Source organism: Streptomyces sp. NPDC087270 (genome assembly GCF_044744625.1).
Classification (GTDB): Bacteria; Actinomycetota; Actinomycetes; order Streptomycetales; family Streptomycetaceae; genus Actinacidiphila.
In genome coordinates, this window is the sequence record NZ_JBIUYR010000004.1 from 48,071 (window position 1) to 66,527 (window position 18,457).

Here is an 18,457-nt window from a genome sequence, read left to right on the forward strand (position 1 = left end):
CCCGCTGTGACCGCTCCGACTATGGTGCCGCTTAAACGGCGGTGGTCGTGTTCCACGTGGAACACGACCACCGCCGTTTGCTTCAACCCAGCGGGCCTGGAGCTGTGTCAGCCGATGAAGTCGGCGAGGTCCCTGACGAGGGCACCCTTCGGCTTCGCGCCGACGATGGTCTTCACGACCTCGCCGCCCTTGTAGACGTTGAGTGTCGGGATCGACATGACACCGTACTTGGCGGCGGTCACCGGGTTCTCGTCGATGTTGAGCTTGACGATGGTGATCTCGTCCGCGTGCTCGGCCGCGATCGCCTCAAGCGACGGGGCGATCTGGCGGCACGGGCCGCACCACTCCGCCCAGAAGTCGACCAGCACGGGCTTGTCGCTGGCGAGGACCTCCTCCGCGAAGGTTGCGTCCGTCACGTGCTTGGGCTTGGTGTCGCCCGTGGTGTTCTCGGCCACGGCGGGCCTCCTCAGGTTTCGGTGCGTATGAGAGGGAGTGCTGACGCGAGGTCAGGCGGTCTTCTCGGCGTCGGTGAGCGCCGCGAGGTAGCGCTCGGCGTCGAGCGCGGCCGAGCAGCCGGTGCCGGCAGCGGTGATCGCCTGGCGGTAGGTGTGGTCCACCACGTCTCCGGCCGCGAACACCCCGGGGACGTTGGTGCGGGTGCTCGGCGCCTGCACGGTGAGGTACCCCTCGGCATCCAGGTCGAGCACGCCCTTGAAGAGCTCGGTCCGCGGGTCGTGGCCGATCGCGATGAACAGGCCGGTGACCGGCAGCTCGGAAGTGTCGCCGTTCGTCGTGTTCCGCAGCGTCAGGCCGGCGAGCTTGCCGTCACCCTTGATCTCCGCCACCTCGCTGTCCCAGACGAAGGAGATCTTCGGGTCGGCGAACGCCCGCTCCTGCATCGCCTTGGACGCCCGCAGGCTGTCCCGGCGGTGCACGATCTTCACCGACTTGGCGAACCGGGAGAGGAAAGTCGCCTCTTCCATCGCGGTGTCGCCACCACCGATCACGGCGATGTCCTGGTCGCGGAAGAAGAAGCCGTCACAGGTGGCACACCACGAGACGCCGCGACCGGAGAGCTGGTCCTCGTTGGGGAGGTTGAGCTTGCGGTGCTGCGAGCCGGTCGTGACGATGATGGCCCGCGCCTGGTGGACCGTGCCCGCCGAGTCGGTGACCGACTTGATGTCACCGCTGAAGTCGACCGCGACGACATCGTCCGGAATCAGCTCGGCACCGAAGCGCTCGGCCTGGGCCCGCATGTTGTCCATCAGATCCGGGCCCAGGATGCCGTCCCGGAAGCCGGGGAAGTTCTCCACCTCGGTGGTGTTCATCAGCGCACCGCCCGCGGTCACGGAGCCTTCGAAGACCAGCGGGTTGAGAGAGGCACGCGCCGTGTAGAGCGCCGCGGTGTACCCCGCAGGCCCTGAGCCGATGATGATCACGTTACGGACGTCGGTCACGGATGTTTTCCTCGTCTCTGCGAACTACTGCGGGGCCCTGGCTGGACTCTCGTCCTGCCTAACGGATACTACGGGCCCGGCATTCCCCTGTCGGTACGCCGCTCGTGTGCTCGTCCGGGACCGGCTACCGACGCGGATAGGTGCCCTGGAAGAGCACGGTGCCCGGAGCATCGGCCGAGCAGGAGGCATCGACGACGAACGCGTCCACCAGCCCGCTGTCGGCCGGGTGTGGGAGCACCACAAGATACGAGTCGGTGCCCTGGTAGCGGTCCTTGCCGACGGCCAAGGGCGCCTGGGTCCGATGCGTGGCCTTGAACACACATGAAGGCGCGTCGGCCACCACGTGACCCTGGCTTTGGTCTTCACCGTTGCTCGGCGTCGAGCCGGTGCCCTGGCCGGTCCCGTTGAACATCGGGGACACGCCATCGTTGGGGGCTGTGGTGGAACCGCCGCCGGCCCGGTTCGGGGAGTAGGGATCGGCGAGCAGCTGCCGTACCTGGTCGGCGATCGAACCTGTCGCCCGAGTGGAGTCCGATCGCTTGGCGCCGGCGGCACTCGAGGCACTGGCGTCGCTACTCGACGAGTTCTGCCCGGCCGACACCACGCCGTAGACGATGCCGCCGAGCGCGAGGACTCCGACCGCCCAGCCGGCCGCGAGCGTGAAAGCCCGCCGCCGACGACGTCGGTCGGATCGGTTGGAACGCCCCGGCCCGATATCGGTGGTGGGACGACCGGCGGGAGCGGCGGATGTTCCACGTGGAACACGGCTCGCGCCGCTCGGCGATGTTCCACGTGGAACATCGCGCTGTGGAACATCGGGCCGACCGTTGTCGTCGGTTGCCGCCTCGGCCGCGAGCGCCGCGTCGATCCGGTCGGCCACGTCGGCGGGCATCTGCTCGTCCGCCGTCAGTTCGCCGAGCAGGCTGCTGATCTCCGTGAGGGAGACCAGGACGTCGGCGCAGAGCGGGCACTCCGCCAGGTGCAGGCGGACCTCGACCGCCCGCTCCGGTGCGAGCAGGTCCTCGGTCAGGTCGGAGAGCTCCGTGACCTCGGGATGCGGCCTGCTGTCCGGTGCCGATGTCATCGGTGTCCACCTCCGTCCTGCGTCGATCCTGTCGGTGGGACGGATGTCCCCTCCGCCCGGTTCCGTCCGTTCTCCGGGGCAGGCCGCTGCCCGGGTGGCCGATCAGCGGATGGCCGACCGGCCGTCGGTGCGGATGGAGCGACCGGTGCCTCTTCCGTGCCGGCCCGCAGATGGCGCAGGAGCGGCAGCAGACGGGCCCTGCCGCGGGCACAGCGGCTCTTCACCGTGCCGGTCGGCACATCGAGAACCGCGGCGGCCTCGGCGACCGGATAGCCCTGCATGTCGACCAGCACCAGCGCGGCACGCTGTTCGACGGGGAGGGTGGCGAGCGCCGCGAGCAGTTCCCGGTGCAGTTCGCCGCGCTCTGCTGGCGCCTCCGCGGACTCGTGCGGCTCCATGAGCGCGTCGAGGCTCTTCTCGTCCGTGACCGGCGAGGTGCGCCGGGAGGAGGCCCTGCGGACCCGGTCCAGGCAGGCGTTCACGGTGATGCGGTGCAGCCAGGTGGTGACGGCCGACTGGCCGCGGAAGGTATGGGCGGAGCGGAAAGCGGACACCAGCGCGTCCTGGACGGCGTCAGCGGCTTCCTCGCGGTCCCCCAGGGTGCGCAGGGCAACTGCCCAGAGCCGATCCCGGTGACGCCGTACCAGCTCGCCGAAGGCGTCAGGATCGCCCGCGACATGGCGGGCGAGAAGCTCGGCGTCCCCGAGTGCGCTTCCCTCCACTGCAGCCCCCTCGTCCGCTGACCGCCGGGCGCTCAGCCCGTGACGTGGATCTCGGACACCTGGCCACGGAAGTGGCCGTCCGAGGTGGGCGGCAGTGTGGTCAGCCAGACCAGCAGGAAGCGCGTGGTCACCTTGCTCTTCGGGGTGAGCTTCGCCTCCGTGCCCGAACCGCTGGCGACCTTGGTGAAGGTGTTGAAGTCGGTCGGCATCGTGGACGTGCCCGCGGGTGCCGCCATCAGGTCCACCGAGGTCTGCCCGACGAAGTCCACCTTCACGCTGCCGACGTTCTTGGCGCTGCCCAGGTCCAGGATCAGTCCGACTCCCGACTTGAGGTTGCCGAAGTGGGCGTCCGTGTACCAGCTGGTCTCCCAGGAGGTGCCCGGACGGTTGTCGTAGGCGAACTTCACCTGCGTCGGGTTCTCGCCGCCGTCCGAACCGAACGGGTCGTAGTCCTTGGCCGTGACGATGGGGATCGGCCCGGCTGACGGTCGCGCCGATGCCTGGCCGCCCTTCTGACCGGTGGGCGTCGGGGTGGCCGAGTGCCCTTCCCGGGATTGCAGGGTGTCCGCGAGCTGCCAGCTGCCGAGGCCGATCGCGACGATCAGCAGCGCGGCCACAGCCCACTTGAGCACCTGGCCGGTGCGGCCCGGCAGTGCGGGCGGCGGTCCGGCGATCACGGGCGCCTGGCGGGGAGCACCGGCCCTCGGGGGGGCCGGGGGCTGCTGGAAGGATGCCACTCCGTAGGCCGGTGAGGGCTGCTCCGGGGGCCGGATGCGCGGGATGCCCGCGACGACCTTGGCCAGCTCCTCCGGGGTGGTGCAGGGCGGCTCCTCGCGAGAAGCGGTGGCGCCGTCGTTGGCGAGGGCGCGCATCGCGATCTCCGACAGGCCGCGGTGGACGCCGGCCCGGACCTGGTCGGGGGCGATCAGGCCGACGCCCTTGGGCAGGCCGGTCAGACCGTGGGCGTCCTCCTCGTACGGCCAGCGCTGGGTCAACGCGGCGTACAGCAGCGCGCCGATCGCCTCGGTGTCCTGCCGCCGCTGCTGGTCCGACTTCAGGCCGCGCAGCGCCGCGGCGACGGCGAGCCCGCGGATGCGGTACTGGCCGGAGACCGTGCGCAGTACCGCGCCCGGGTCGAGCCGCAGATGGGACAGGCCCTCGCGATGGGCGGCCGCCATGCCCTGGGAGACCTGGCTGACCATCTGGTACGCCTCGTGCGGCTCCAGCGGGCCGGTCCTGAGCAGATCCCCGAGCGAGACGGCGTCGGGCAGCCATTCGTGGATCACGTAGACGAGGTCGTTGTCCTCGACGGCGTCGAGGACCTGGACGAAGCGGGGGTCGCCGAGCAGGGCGGCGGAGCGGGCCGCGGCCATCACCGGACGGGCCTGCGGGTGGTCGGCGGGCAGTACGTGGACGCCGACCGCCCGGCGCAGCTTCTCGTCGACCGCGCGCCAGCTGCTGAAGCCGTCGACCCGGGTCACGCATTCGGCGAGCTGGTAGCGGCGGGCCAGCTTGTGGCCGCTGTGCAGATCGGGAGCGGTGATCCGGGGCTTGGCCGGAGCAGGGGCGGGCGCGGGCGGCGCCGTGGCCGTCTTGGTGGCGGTCTTGGCGGACTCGGGGCTCGGCTGCGCGGGTTCGGCGGGTCGATCGGCGCCGGCGGCCTTGGCGGGCTTGCCGGCGGGCGCTACGGGTTCGGCCGGCGGGACGGCTTCGAGGGGTTCGGTCGGCTCGGCGGGACCGGTGTCCTCGTCAGCGGTCTCGATCCGTACGGTGTCCTGGGCCGTGCTCTCGCTCGGCGGCCCCGCGATCGGTTCGGCGGCCGGTTCGGTGTCGGGCTGCTCCTGGGCTGTGGTGTCCTCGGCGGTGCCGCTGGTCTGCTCGTCCGTCGTGGTGCCGTCGGGAGTGGCGCTGCCCTGCCGGGCGGAGGACGAACCCTCGCCGCCCTCGTTGGCCACTCCGACGGCGGCCGTGCTCCGATCCGCCACCGTCGTTCCTGCCTCCCCATCCATTGCACGTTCTCACGTCACGCCGATGACAATTGTGCCCGCACTCCGGCTCTATGCACGACACACAGCCCACCATGATGGTTGTGCGGTACGGAGCGGGAAAGCCGGGGCACGTGTTCAGCGGCCGAGACGACCCCGCACCATCCCGATCATCGCGGTCATCTCCTCGATTCTCATCCGCTTGGCCGCGATCACGAACACGCCCAGCAGCAGCCCGCCGCCGACCACCAGAGCGGCCATCGAGCCGGCCGCGCCACTGCCCAGGGCCTTGAGGATGACGACCACGGCGATCCCGGCCACGGCCGCCGCGGGCACGCAGGCGCCGGTGAGCCGGGCGTAGGTGCGCATGACCCGCTTGCCGTCCAGGTCGCCCTGCAACCGTCCGCGCAGCCGCTTGGCGGCCACCCCGACACCGACCGCGTACGCGAGGCCGTAGGAGAAGGCCATGCCGACGACGGCCCACCGGGTGGGCAGGATGAGGAAGGAGATGACGGAGGCGATCGCGTTGACCGCGGCCACCACCACCGTGTTGTAGAAGGGGGTGCGGGTGTCCTCGAAGGCGTAGAAGCCGCGCAGGATCACGTACTGGGCGGAGAACGGGATCAGCCCGACTCCGAAGGCCATCACGATGAAGCCGATGTTCCGGGCGGACTCCGCGCCGGTGCTGGCGTACAGCAGGCCGCACATCGGCACGCCCAGCGCCAGGAAGGCGAACCCGGCGGGCACGATCGCCACCGCCGATGTCCGCAGGCCGTAGGAGATGTCGTCGCGGACCGAGGCGATGTCGCCGTCGGCGGCCGCCCGGGAGATCCGCGGCAGTACCGCCGCCATCACCGAGACGGTGATGATGGCCTGTGGCATCTGCCAGATCAGCAGCGCGTTGTTGTAGGCGGTGATGCCTGTGCCCTGGTAGCCGCTCTTGTCCGCGTCGGCGCCCGCCCAGGTGGCGAGCTGGGTGACGACGATCAGCCCGGCCTGATTGGCCAGCACGAAGAAGAACGTCCACTTCGCCAGCTTGGCGGTGTGGCCCAGGCCGTGGCCGCGCCAGTCGAAGCGCGGCCGGAACTTGAAGCCCGCGTCCCGTAGATACGGCAGCATCGACAGCGACTGGACCACCAGGCCCAGCAAGGTGCCCATGCCCAGCAGCCGTGCGCCTTGCGGGGTGATCGTGCTGGAGTCCATCCGGGTGCTGCTGAAGGGGCCGTAGACCCAGATGAACATCAGGAAGGTGAAGATCACCACGATGTTGTTGAGCACCGGCGTCCACATCATGGCGCCGAACCGGCCGCGGGCGTTGAGCACCTGCCCCATCACGACGTGCACGCCCATGAAGAAGATCGTCGGCAGGCAGTAGCGGGCGAAGGAGATCGCCACGTCGTACGAGTCGGGGTTCTGCGCGATCTTCGGGGACATCATCTTGACCAGCAGCGGCGCTCCGGCCACGGTGATCGCCACGATGCCGCCCAGCACCACCATGACCACGGTCAGCAGCCGGTTGGCGTAGGCCGCGCCGCCGTCCTCGTCGTTCTTCATCGCGCGGGCGAGTTGCGGCACGAAGACGGAGTTCAGGCCGCCGCCGATGGTGAGGATGTAGATCATCGTCGGCAGCACGTTGGCGACCGCGTAGGAGTCGCCGAGGGTGGCCACGCCGATCGCGGCGGCGATGACCAGGGTGCGCACGAAGCCGGTCACCCTGGAGACGAGGGTGCCGGCGGCCATGAGCGCGCTGGACTTGAGGATGTTGCCGGCCTTGCCGCCGCTGGTGGGCGCGACGACCGGGATCTGACCGGTGGCGTCCCGCGGCGGCAGTCCGGTGCCCTCCCCCGGGGCGCCGGCCGGCACCCCGGCCGGGGCCGGCTGACCGGGCTGCGGCTGGTACGCCGGGGCGTATCGGGGGTCGGCGTAGCGCGGGTCCGCATAGCCGGCGCCGGCGCCCTGGCCGTACTGCCGGGGATCGACCTGCTGCGGGTCGACGTAGCCCTGCTCGACGTACTGGTGGTCGCCCTGGTAGGTGGTCGGCTGCCCGTACGGCTGTTCCTCGTACGCGGGCTCGGAGTAACCGGTGCCTTCGTTGTCGGGGACCTGCGGGTAGCCGTACGGCTGGGCGTATCCGGGCTGGGGCTGCTGGTAGTAGCCCTGGCGCGGGTCCTGCGGCTGCTGGTACGCCTGCTGGTAGCCCTGCCCCTGCTGCTGCGGGTCCTGCTGCGGCGGGGCGTACCCGCCCTGCTGCTGGTCGCGGAAGAGGTGCTCGTAGGAGTCGAAGACCGGAATCGCGCCGGTCTGGCCGAGGTCGTCGACATAGAGCGAGGCCGGGTTGTCGCCGTACGTCATCTGCTGGTAGGTCGCGGGAGACGGCTGCTGCCAGTAGTAGCCGGCCTGCTGCTGAGCTTGCTGAGCCTGCGGGGGGTGCGGCTGCTGCGGGGGGTGCGCCGACTGGTCGTAGAACTGGTCGCCGGACGGGCCGGGCCCCGCGGGGCCCGGCTGGGGGTACTGCTGCGGGTACGGCTGCTGGTAGGCGTAACCGTCCTGCGCATAGGGATCGGGTGGCGCGGCGTGCTGCTCGGGCGTGTGAGGCATCCGGCCCGCAGCGTCGCGATCACCGTCGTACGGCGCGTTCATCAGTGCCCCACCTTATTGTCCGCTGGCTATCCGTCCACTTTCTCACCTGCCGGGGACGGCTCGGTGCTGTCCTGGCCGGTGTCAGCTGCAGGGTCACCCGGCTGCTCGGGCCCGGTGCCGTCGGTGTCGCCGCCGCCGTCGCCGTTCGCTCCGCCGTTCGTGCCACCGTTCGTGCCGCCTTCCGCGGCTGCGTGGCGTTTGCGCTGACGATAGATCCGTACCCCGGCGAGCACCAGAAGCAGCAGACCGGCCGCGATGATCAGCATCACCAGGTCGGTGACGTTGGTGAGCTGGACCTTGAAGTCCACGGTGCCGCCGTACAGCGCGCCGTTCTGGGTGTAGAGGTGTGCGGTGATCTGTGCCGGACCGTTGGCGCTCGCCGTGGTCTGGAATTTCAGGGTACGGGTATGGCCGCCGTCGATGGTGATCGGCTGCTGCGGGTCCTTGATCTTGAGCCGGATGTTGGAGTTGGAGCTGAGCCGCAGCACCAGGCCGTTGATCTGCTGGCCCAGCTCGTTCTTCACGGTGACCGGAATGGTGCCGCTGCGGCCGGAGAGTGTGAGATTGGACTTCTGCAGGATGTGGACCGAGTCGATCAGGTCGGTGAGGTAGGTGCCGATCGAGTCGCGGTACGCCTTCTCGCCGCTGTCGTCGCCGCGCCACCCGGTGGAGGTCGCCCGCAGCATCGCGTTGCGGAACGGCACGGTCACGCGGTCCTTGATGGTGAGGATCACCACGAAGTCGTTGAGGTTGAGCTGCACCTCGTGGAGTTGCCGGAAGGCGTCGACGGGCAGTTCCTGCTTGCGCAGCGACTTCGGGTAGGCGCTGGACGAGGGAACCTTGTGGTTGGCCTTCGGGTCGGCCTTCGCCTTGGCGGCGGTGCCGTAGTCGGCCGACTCCGCCCACTGGCTGCTGTCCGCCGCGGCGATCGCGACCGCCATCGCCTTCGCCTGCGCGATGCTCGGCATGCGCTGCGGTGCCACCACGATGCTGCGCTGCGTGTCCGGCGCCTCGAGAGTGATCAGCAGGGTCTGCGCGAGGTAGTCCTGGATCGCGAGGCCGGCGTTCTGCGGCTTGCTCATGTCGCCGTCGAAATCGGTGGACAGCACCGCGTCGGTGTTCACCGCGGTGGTGCCCCCGCCGATGGAGCGGGCCGAGGTCGGGGTGTGGTCGAGTGTCGCGTGCTCCCGGAGGGAGTCGTTGCGGGTGATGATCTGGTCGGCGCCGGAGGCCCGCGCCACGGACACCACGGACGGGTCGATCGCGCCGTCCACCGGCCAGGCCACGTTGGTGAGGGACTGGACGCCGAGGATGAGGTCGACCGTGGTCTTGCCCAGGGCGGTGCCGGTCTTCACCAGGTTGAGGTCGCTGGTCTGTCCCTTGGCGTGGTGGGCGAGCGAGGCGATGTCCGGATCGCCGAACGGCAGCGCCACCACCTGGTGACCGGCGACGGCCGTCTTGAGTGAGTTCAGCCACTGCTTGGCCACCGTCGAGCCGGTGCCGTCGGTGGGGTGAGTGACATCACCACCTGGTCCGGCCACCCGGTAGGGCTTCGTCATCGCCTCGACGGTGGCCAGCAGATCGGGGTCGACGGCCCACGTGACCGGCAGGGTGCTGCCGAGCCTGACCATCTCGTCGAGCCGGCCGCCCGGTTTGAGCTCCTTGACCAGGTCGTCGTCGGTGAAGATCGGGCTCTGCTGGGAGTCGCTGTCCCCGCGCGGGTCGACGTGCGGCCGGTCCGTGAGCGGCCACAGATTGGTGAGCCGGGTCGACTTCGCGCCGCTGCTGTTGCCGTACCAGGGCAGGAAGACCCGCTTGATGCCGAGGACGTGGTCGGCCGGCACCTCGGCGTTCTGTCCGTCCAGCGCGATACCGACCACGTACACGCCGCCGGAAGGACCGAGGTAGAGGGCGCTCACCGGGATCTTCATGGTGAATTTCGCGCTCTGACCGGGCGCGAGGTCCGGCATGGTGACCTGGTGGCCGTTGATGTCCTTGCCGTCCAGGGTGACGTCGAATCCGGTCCTGGACTCCTCGCTCAGCAGCGCGCTGCGCGTGTGCACCGCTCCGCCGGGCGGCACGTGGGCGGCCATCCGCGCATCGGTGATCTTCGACTTGCCGTTGTTCACCACGGTGCCGGTCACCGTGATCGAGTCGCCCGAGGACGGGATGCGGGGGCTCAGGTCGGTGACGGTCACCGCGGCCGCACGCGAGCCGGTGGCGGCCGTTGCCGCCAGTTCCGGGGCGGCGTGCGAGGCGGTGGCTCCCACGGCCTGCAGCAGGCCGGTGAGGAGCGCGGCTCCGGCAAGGAGTGCTGTGCCCCGCAGCAGCCGTCGGCGCGGTGCCGTCGGAGCCCTACCGGCTGCCTGTGCCGCCTCGCCCACGCGCTCGCCCGTCCCTCGTTCGTCGTCTGCCGGTGGGTGCCACCGGTCGGTCGTCCGTCTGCCTTGTGCGTCCTGCGGAAGTGCGTGGTGGCATGTTAACGATCGTCGAGGTGTCCAAGTGCTGTGCGTCCGCCACAGGTACGCCACAGCTCGTGGGAAACCGGCGCGCCAGGGCCCGCCCGCGCCCCGTACCCTTTGACGTTGTGCCGAACGTCAGCAATGCCGCCCAGACCCCGCAGGCCCACCACCGGATCGAGCCGGTGGCCGAAGACCTCGGCCGGTTGTTCAGCGCCGCCGGTTTCAAGCTCGCCTTGGTCGGCGGCTCGGTCAGGGACACCCTGCTCGGCAGGCTCGGCAACGACCTGGACTTCACCACCGATGCCCGTCCCGAGCAGGTACTGAAGATCCTGCGGCCGTGGGCGGACGCGCTGTGGGAGGTCGGCATCGCCTTCGGCACGGTCGGTGCCCGCAAGGACGTGCCCGCCGGCGAGGGCGAGGAGGCCAGGAGCTTCCAGGTCGAGGTGACCACTTACCGGTCCGAGGTGTACGACCGGACCTCGCGCAAGCCGGAGGTCTCCTACGGCGACACCATCGAGGAGGACCTGGTGCGCCGGGACTTCACGGTGAACGCGATGGCCGTGGCGCTGCCCGAGACGGAGTTCGTGGACCCCTACGGCGGCCTGGACGACCTGGCGGCCCGGCTGCTGCGTACGCCGGGTACCCCGGAGTCGTCGTTCTCCGACGACCCGCTGCGGATGATGCGAGCGGCCCGGTTCGCCGCCCAGCTCGACTTCGAGGTGGCGCCCGAGGTGGTCGCCGCGATGACGGCGATGGCCGACCGGATCACGATCGTGTCCGCGGAGCGGGTCAGGGACGAGCTGAACAAGCTGCTGCTCTCCGACCACCCCCGCAAGGGCCTGCGGCTGCTGGTGGACACCGGGCTCGCCGATCAGGTGCTCCCCGAACTGTCGGCGCTGCGGCTGGAGCGGGACGAGCACTTCCGGCACAAGGACGTGTACGAGCACACCCTGACCGTGCTGGAGCAAGCGATCGACCTGGAGACCGACGGACCCGATCTGGTGCTGCGGCTGGCCGCACTGCTGCACGACATCGGCAAGCCGCGGACCCGTCGCTTCGAGCCGGACGGCCGAGTCTCCTTCCACCACCACGAAGTGGTGGGCGCCAAGATGACCAAGTCCCGGATGACGAAGCTGAAGTACCCCAACGAGCTGGTGAAGGACGTCTCCCGGCTGGTCGAGCTGCACCTGCGCTTCCACGGCTACGGCAGCGGCGAGTGGACCGACTCGGCCGTACGCCGCTATGTGCGCGACGCCGGCCCGCTGCTGGAGCGGCTGCACCGGCTGACCCGCTCCGACTGCACGACCCGCAACAAGCGCAAGGCCGCGGCGCTGTCCCGTACCTATGACGGGTTGGAGGCGCGGATCGCCGAACTTCAGGAGCGCGAGGAGCTGGACGCGATCCGTCCCGATCTGGACGGCAACCAGATCATGGGGATTCTCGGGGTCCCGCCGGGCCCGGTGGTCGGCAAGGCGTACCAGCACCTGCTGGAGCTGCGGCTGGAGAACGGCCCGCTCGGCGAGGACGCGGCCGTGGCCGCGCTGAAGGAATGGTGGGCGGCGCAGAGCTGATGCCGGCGGGGAACTGGCTGAGGTCGAGCGAGTCCCCTGCCGAGGGCCTGACGTCGAGAGGCTGATGCCACGGATTGATGCCGGCCGGGTCGATGTTTCACGTGGAACATCGATCGTCTCCGGTCCGGTGCCCTCAGCCGTTCTGCCTTCAGCCGTTCTCCTCCGCTTCCTGTTCCACGTGGAACATCGCCGGCCGATGTTCCACGTGGAACATCGCGTAGCCGACCCCCGCGTAGATCAGCGCCAGGGCGATCACCAGCATCGAGGAGCGGCCGTCCGACGGCAGGATCAGGGCGGCGATCGCCGCGGCTCCGACGAAGGCCACGTTGAATGCCACGTCATAGAGCGAGAACACCCGGCCGCGGTAAGTGTCGTCGACATGGGTCTGCACGACGGTGTCCGTGGCGATCTTGGCGCCCTGGGTGGTGACGCCGAGCGCAAAGGCGGCCACCATCATCGGAGTCTTCGCGAACGGTAGCGCCAACGGCGGCAGCAGGAGTGCGGACCCGGCCGAGCAGCCGGTGATCCACCCCGCGGTGCCGAACCGGGTGGTGGCCCAGGGAGTGATGACCGCGGCGACGAGGAAGCCGGCAGCGGACAGACCGAGGGCAAGGCCGAGCAGGGCGAGTCCGGCGTTGCTGTCGGACGGGTCCGACCAGGCATAGCGGCACAGCATCAGCAGGGTGACGGTCAGGGCGCCGTAGCAGAAGCGCATCGCCGTCATCGCCGAGAGCGCCTGGCGGGCGGCCGGCCGCTGCCTCAGATGCCCCAATCCCTCGGCGAGGCCGCGCGCGGTGCCGGCGAGTTCGGCGCGTACCCGGGTGCGGCCGCCCCGGATGTCCGGCCCGAGCAGGTCGCGGCCGAGGGTGAGCGCCGACAGGCCCGCGCACAGGTAGAGCACGGCTGCCAGCAGCACGGTGGCCGCGTCGGCGCCGGTTCCTGCCGCGTGGAAGAGGTGCACGACGAACGCGGCGCCGCCGCCCACCGCGGCGGCGAGGGTGCCCGCGGTGGGCGAAAGGGAGTTCGCCGTCACCAGGCGCTCGCCGTCCACCACACGCGGCAGTGCGGCCGACAGCCCGGCGAGCACGAACCGGTTGACGCCGGTCACCGACAGGGCGGAGAGGTAGAAGAGCCAGTCGGGCACATGGAGCAGGATCAGCCCGGCGGTTCCGCACGAGAGGACGGCCCGCAGGGCGTTGCAGTACAGCAGCACCTGGCGCCGCCGCCAGCGGTCGAGCAGGACCCCGGTGAACGGGCCGAGCAGGGAGTACGGCAGCAGCAGCACCGCCATCGCGGAGGCCACCGCCCCGGGCGACGCCTGCTTCTCCGGCGAGAACACCACGTAGGCGGCGAGCGCGACCTGGAAGACGCCGTCGGAGAGTTGCGACAGCAGCCGTACCGTCAGCAGCCGCCGGAAATCCGGCAGTCGCAGCAGTACCCGAAGGTCACGCAGAACACCCATGTGCACACCTTCACACGACGGACAGGGCCCCGGGTACGCGCCCCGGGGCCCTGCTCAGTCGTTCGGGTCGGTCGACCGACCGTCACATCGTCGTTCTGTCGGCCACCATTTCAGCGGTGAAGCTGTCGTGCGGTGGCCGGCGGTCCGGACGGGAGGTTCAGCGCTCGACGTCGCCGCGGATGAACTTCTCGACGTTCTCGCGGGCCTGGTCGTCGAAGTACTGCACCGGCGGGGACTTCATGAAGTACGAGGACGCCGACAGGATCGGGCCGCCGATGCCGCGGTCCTTGGCGATCTTCGCGGCGCGCAGCGCGTCGATGATGACACCGGCGGAGTTCGGGGAGTCCCAGACTTCGAGCTTGTACTCCAGGTTCAGCGGGACGTCGCCGAACGCGCGGCCCTCGAGGCGGACGTACGCCCACTTGCGGTCGTCGAGCCACTGGACGTAGTCGGACGGGCCGATGTGCACGTTCTTCGCGCCGAGGTCGCGGTCCGGGATCTGCGAGGTGACGGCCTGCGTCTTGGAGATCTTCTTGGACTCCAGGCGCTCGCGCTCCAACATGTTCTTGAAGTCCATGTTGCCGCCGACGTTGAGCTGCATGGTGCGCTCCAGCACCACACCGCGGTCCTCGAAGAGCTTCGCCAGCACGCGGTGCGTGATGGTGGCGCCCACCTGGGACTTGATGTCGTCACCGACGATCGGCACACCGGCCTCGGTGAACTTGTCCGCCCACTCCTTGGTGCCGGCGATGAAGACCGGAAGCGCGTTGACGAAGGCGACCTTGGCGTCGATGGCGCACTGGGCGTAGAACTTCGCCGCGGCCTCGGAGCCGACCGGCAGGTAGCAGACCAGGACGTCGACCTTGCGGTCCTTGAGGATCTCGACGACGTCGACCGGGGTCTCGTCGGACTCCTCGATGGTCTCGCGGTAGTACTTGCCGAGGCCGTCGAGGGTGTGGCCGCGCTGGACCGTCACGCCGGTCTGCGGGACGTCGGCGATCTTGATGGTGTTGTTCTCGCTGGCCCCGATGGCGTCCGCGAGGTCGAGGCCGACCTTCTTCGCGTCCACATCGAAGGCGGCCACGAACTCGACGTCACGCACGTGGTACTCACCGAACTGCACGTGCATGAGACCAGGCACCCTGCTGTCCGGGTCTGCGTCCTTGTAGTACTCGACACCCTGCACCAGCGAGGTGGCGCAGTTTCCCACGCCAACGATGGCTACGCGGACCGAACCCATACCGGTTGCTCCTTGTGAAATAGTCACGCGGTTCCCCGATCCCGGGTCGGCCGCCGTTCTCTTGGTTGTTGTCTAGTCGTCCCGCTCGGGGGTCGGACGCTCGACGCGTCCGGCCCGCTCGGTCTCGATCAGCTCGTTGAGCCATCGGACCTCGCGCTCCACCGACTCCATGCCGTGTCGCTGCAACTCGAGCGTGTAGTCGTCGAGCCGCTCGCGGGTGCGGGCCAGTGACCCGCGCATCCTCTCCAGCCGTTCCTCCAGGCGGCTGCGCCGCCCTTCGAGAACGCGCATCCGGACGTCCTTCGACGTCTGGCCGAAGAAGGCGAACCGGGCGGCGAAGTGCTCGTCCTCCCAGGCGTCGGGGCCGGAGTTGGCGAGCAGCTCCTCGAAGTGCTCCTTGCCCGCGGCCGTCAACCGGTAGACGATCTTCGCCCTGCGGCCGGCGAGGGGCGCGGTCAGCGGATCGCTGTCCAGCGCCGATTCCTCGATCAGCCACCCCTGGGTGACCAGCGTCTTCAGGCACGGATACAACGTCCCGTAACTGAAGGCGCGGAACACCCCGAGCGAGGTGTTGAGCCGCTTGCGCAGCTCGTAGCCGTGCATCGGGGACTCACGCAGCAGACCGAGAACCGCGAACTCGAGGATTCCGGAGCGCTTGCTCAATCCCTCGTCCCCTCGTCTCCCGATCGGATGTGCCGCGTGTGTGTCGGCTCGATGTATCGACTCGATACATCGTGACGATAGAACGGGCCGAGACATCATGCAAGGCGAGGCGCGGTGACCGGCGTCACATCGGCAAACCTGTGAGCAGCCAACTGCCCGATATGTGACGAACGTTCGTGCCGAGCGGCATTTGACCGTGCGTACTCTGTTCGCCATGCGGAGCACTGGGAACCCTGTGGCGTCAAGGTGCGTCATGATCCTTGGTGCGGTGCGGCCCGATCCAGCCGCGCGCAGGGGGACCCGACCGGAATGTCACCGATGCCTTCAGGCGATCCCGCCTGTCGAGGAGTAGCTGTTCAATGAGCGAGCACCGTCGCAAGCCGCCGCAGTCGCCTTCCGGCGGCCGCGCTGCCGCCCGGCGCGGGGGACAGCAGCCGACGCCCCCCTCCTCCGGTGGCAGGCGAGCCGCCGGAGGCACCCCGCCCGCGGACACGCCGCCGGGCGGCACCCCGGCCGGCGGTACGCACTCCGCGGGCTCGCCTTCAGGCGGCCGCGGCGCCGGCGACGAGCGGCAGCAGCCGTACGAGGGCCGCGCGGCCGCCCGCAGGGCCGCTCAGGGGCGCAGCAGGCGCCGTGCGGCCGCTACCGGCACCGCGGCGGGCGGCGGTCCGGCCGGGCGGGCAGGCCGCCGCCCCGGCAAGAAACGGTTCATCGACTACCCCCGCTTCGGCAAGGTGGGCTGGCGCCACTGGATGCCGTCCTGGCGCCAGATCGCGGCCCTGTGCGTCGGCTTCCTCGGCACCCTGGTCGGCGTGATCGGGATCGCGTACGCGATGGTGAGCGTCCCCAACGAGAACCTCGCGGCCCAGGCGCAGAACAACGTCTACTACTGGGCCGACGGCAGCCAGATGATCGCGACCGGCGGCGAGGTCAACCGCCAGAACATCACGATCGACGAGATTCCCCAGGCGATGCAGAACGCGGTGATCGCCGGCGAGAACAAGACCTTCGAGACCGACCGCGGCGTCGACCCCAAGGGCATCGCCCGCGCGCTGTTCAACATGGCCAAGGGCGGCGAGACCCAGGGCGGCTCGACCATCACCCAGCAGTACGTGAAGAACACCCGGCTCGACCAGCAGCAGACGTTCAGCCGCAAGTTCAAGGAACTCTTCATCTCGATCAAGGTCGGCGCGACGATGAAGAAGGACAAGATCATGGAGGGGTACCTCAACACCTCCTACTTCGGCCGCGGCGCCTACGGCATCCAGGCGGCGGCCCGTACGTACTACGGCGTCGACGCCATCAAGCTGGACCCGAGCCAGTGCGCCTTCCTCGCGGCGCTGCTCAAGGGCCCGACGTACTACGACCCGGCGGGCAACCCCACGATCGACCCGATCGCGACGGCGGCGAGCAACAAGAAGAACTCGATGATCCGCTGGAAGGACATCCTCGACCTCGAGGTCAAGGACAAGCTGCTGTCCGCCGGCCAGCGAGCGAAGTACACCACCTACCCGATGCCCGATCCGCCGAAGCAGAACGCGCAGATGGCCGGGCAGATCGGCTACATGGTCAACCTCGCCAAGAGCTACGTGATCAACAACAAGATCCTCACCGACGACCAGCTCAACCAGGGCGGCTACCAGATCCACACCACCTTCCAGAAGCCGAAGGTGCAGGCGCTGGAGGCCGCGGTCAAGAAGGTCCAGAAGAAGTCCATCAAACCCGGCGGCACCCATGTGGTGAACGGCGAGGACATGGACAAGTTCGTCCAGTTCGGCGGCGCCTCGGTGAACCCGTCGGACGGCGCGATCGTGGCCATCTACGGCGGCACCGACGCGACCAAGCACTTCACCAACAACGCCGACGAGACCGGCGCCCAGGTCGGGTCGACGTTCAAGCCGTACGTCCTGGCCGCCGCGATGACCTACGGCGTCCGGAACCCGAACGGGGGCGCCACCCAGAGCCTGAGCGAACGGACCCTGGTGTCGCCGGACAGCGAGTTCAGCGGTAAGGACAACCAGCTGATCAACGACTACACCGGCAAACCGTGGATCGGCTACGACAAGAACAACAAGCCGTTCCAGTGGCGCCAGCCGAACGACGACGGAGACAACTTCGGCAGGGTCACCCTGCGGGTGGCGCTGGACAAGTCGCTGAACTCGCCCTACGTCCAGCTCGGCCAGGACGTCGGCACCGACAAGGTGCACGACGCCGCGGTCGCGGCCGGGCTGGTCGCCGACGCCTCCAACGGCCTCGACGACTACAAGAACAGCGTCACGTACTCGATCGGCACCTCCTCGCCGAGCGCGATCCGGATGGCCGACGGCTATGCCACCTTCGACAACCACGGCCGGCAGAACGACCCGTACTCGGTCAGCACCGTCGTCCACAACGGCAAGCAGATCTACAAGCACCAGCTCAAGACCAAGGTCGCCTTCTCCCCGACGGTCGCGGACACCATCACCGACATGCTCACCGACGTGGTGAAGAAGGGCACCGGTACCCCGGCCCAGCTGCCCGGCGGCCGTCCGGCGGCCGGCAAGACCGGTACCACCGACGACAACAAGTCGGCCTGGTTCGACGGGTACACCCCGCAGCTGGCCACCTCGATCGTGATGTTCCGTCGCGACGACCAGTCCCACGACGGCAAGCAGAACGCCTTCCTGCCGATGTACGGCACCGGTGGCGCCATGAAGGTGCACGGTGACTCCTTCCCCGCGCAGATCTGGAAGGACTACATGAGCGCGGCGATGAAGGGCCAGCCGAACAAGGACTTCGAGCAGCCGGCGGAGGAGATCGGCAAGGTCATTTACGGCAACGTGACGAGCCCGACGCCCCCGCCGCCTCCCACCACGCCGCCGACCACGCCGCCGACGACGCCGCCGACGACCCCGCCGACGACGCCGCCGACCACCCCGCCGACGACGCCCACCACGCCCACCACCCCGCCGTGCTCCATCTTCGGCTGCCCCACGTCGCCCACCACGCCGCCCACCGGTACGGACAGCGGCAACACCAACGGTGGCAACACCAACGGTGGGACGGGCAACGGCGGCAGCAACGGCGGCAACGGGTGGCAGGGGACGACGAACAGCACACGAAAGCAATGACCCGGCCGTGACCCCGGCGCCGAGCCGCCGGTGGCACGACCTCTGAGACAGCCTGTGAGAG

General features: G+C 69.4%; 12 protein-coding genes. 2 read left to right on the top strand and 10 right to left on the bottom strand.

The features are described 5' to 3' along the window. Positions 1–107 precede the first annotated feature (107 nt). From trxA to ACIPAE_RS09360, 7 genes are all read right to left on the bottom strand, one after another. Complete coding sequence (gene trxA / locus ACIPAE_RS09330; RefSeq protein ID WP_329367001.1) at positions 108–455, bottom strand: thioredoxin; 348 nt, start codon at positions 453–455, stop codon at positions 108–110. 51 nt (positions 456–506) lie between these two features. After that, the gene (gene trxB, locus ACIPAE_RS09335; RefSeq protein ID WP_329367003.1) at positions 507–1,457 is read right to left on the bottom strand and encodes a thioredoxin-disulfide reductase; all 951 of its coding nucleotides are present in this window, start codon (positions 1,455–1,457) and stop codon (positions 507–509) included. Between the two features lie 124 nt (positions 1,458–1,581). After that, positions 1,582–2,541, bottom strand: coding sequence for an anti-sigma factor family protein (locus ACIPAE_RS09340; RefSeq protein ID WP_402444016.1), 960 nt, complete (start codon positions 2,539–2,541; stop codon positions 1,582–1,584). Then, on the bottom strand, positions 2,538–3,263 hold the full coding sequence (sigM, locus tag ACIPAE_RS09345; protein WP_402444018.1) for an RNA polymerase sigma factor SigM: 726 nt from the start codon (positions 3,261–3,263) through the stop codon (positions 2,538–2,540). Before sigM ends, ACIPAE_RS09340 begins: the two co-directional genes overlap by 4 nt. A 32-nt stretch (positions 3,264–3,295) precedes the next feature. After that, complete coding sequence (locus tag ACIPAE_RS09350; protein WP_402444020.1) at positions 3,296–5,248, bottom strand: serine/threonine protein kinase; 1,953 nt, start codon at positions 5,246–5,248, stop codon at positions 3,296–3,298. A 138-nt stretch (positions 5,249–5,386) separates the two neighbouring features. Then, the gene (gene murJ / locus ACIPAE_RS09355) at positions 5,387–7,888 is read right to left on the bottom strand and encodes a murein biosynthesis integral membrane protein MurJ (RefSeq protein WP_402444022.1); all 2,502 of its coding nucleotides are present in this window, start codon (positions 7,886–7,888) and stop codon (positions 5,387–5,389) included. Between the two features lie 26 nt (positions 7,889–7,914). Next, complete coding sequence (locus tag ACIPAE_RS09360) at positions 7,915–10,272, bottom strand: DUF6049 family protein (protein WP_402444024.1); 2,358 nt, start codon at positions 10,270–10,272, stop codon at positions 7,915–7,917. 203 nt (positions 10,273–10,475) lie between these two features. Between ACIPAE_RS09360 and ACIPAE_RS09365 the strand changes: the two genes are divergently transcribed. Continuing rightward, positions 10,476–11,921: a CCA tRNA nucleotidyltransferase gene (locus ACIPAE_RS09365; protein ID WP_329367016.1), complete on the top strand. Its 1,446-nt coding sequence runs from the start codon at positions 10,476–10,478 to the stop codon at positions 11,919–11,921. 148 nt (positions 11,922–12,069) lie between these two features. Here the strand turns inward: ACIPAE_RS09365 and ACIPAE_RS09370 are convergent, their stop codons facing one another. The 3 genes from ACIPAE_RS09370 to ACIPAE_RS09380 all read right to left on the bottom strand — a co-directional run bounded on the left by ACIPAE_RS09370 (position 12,070) and on the right by ACIPAE_RS09380 (position 15,286). Beyond that, entirely contained in the window at positions 12,070–13,383 is a 1,314-nt protein-coding gene (locus ACIPAE_RS09370; RefSeq protein WP_329367018.1) for an MFS transporter, read from the bottom strand. 157 nt (positions 13,384–13,540) lie between these two features. Continuing rightward, complete coding sequence (locus ACIPAE_RS09375; protein ID WP_329367020.1) at positions 13,541–14,623, bottom strand: inositol-3-phosphate synthase; 1,083 nt, start codon at positions 14,621–14,623, stop codon at positions 13,541–13,543. Between the two features lie 72 nt (positions 14,624–14,695). After that, complete coding sequence (locus tag ACIPAE_RS09380; protein WP_329367022.1) at positions 14,696–15,286, bottom strand: helix-turn-helix transcriptional regulator; 591 nt, start codon at positions 15,284–15,286, stop codon at positions 14,696–14,698. 359 nt (positions 15,287–15,645) lie between these two features. Between ACIPAE_RS09380 and ACIPAE_RS09385 the strand changes: the two genes are divergently transcribed. Continuing rightward, complete coding sequence (locus ACIPAE_RS09385; protein ID WP_402444028.1) at positions 15,646–18,396, top strand: transglycosylase domain-containing protein; 2,751 nt, start codon at positions 15,646–15,648, stop codon at positions 18,394–18,396. Positions 18,397–18,457: the final 61 nt, after the last annotated feature.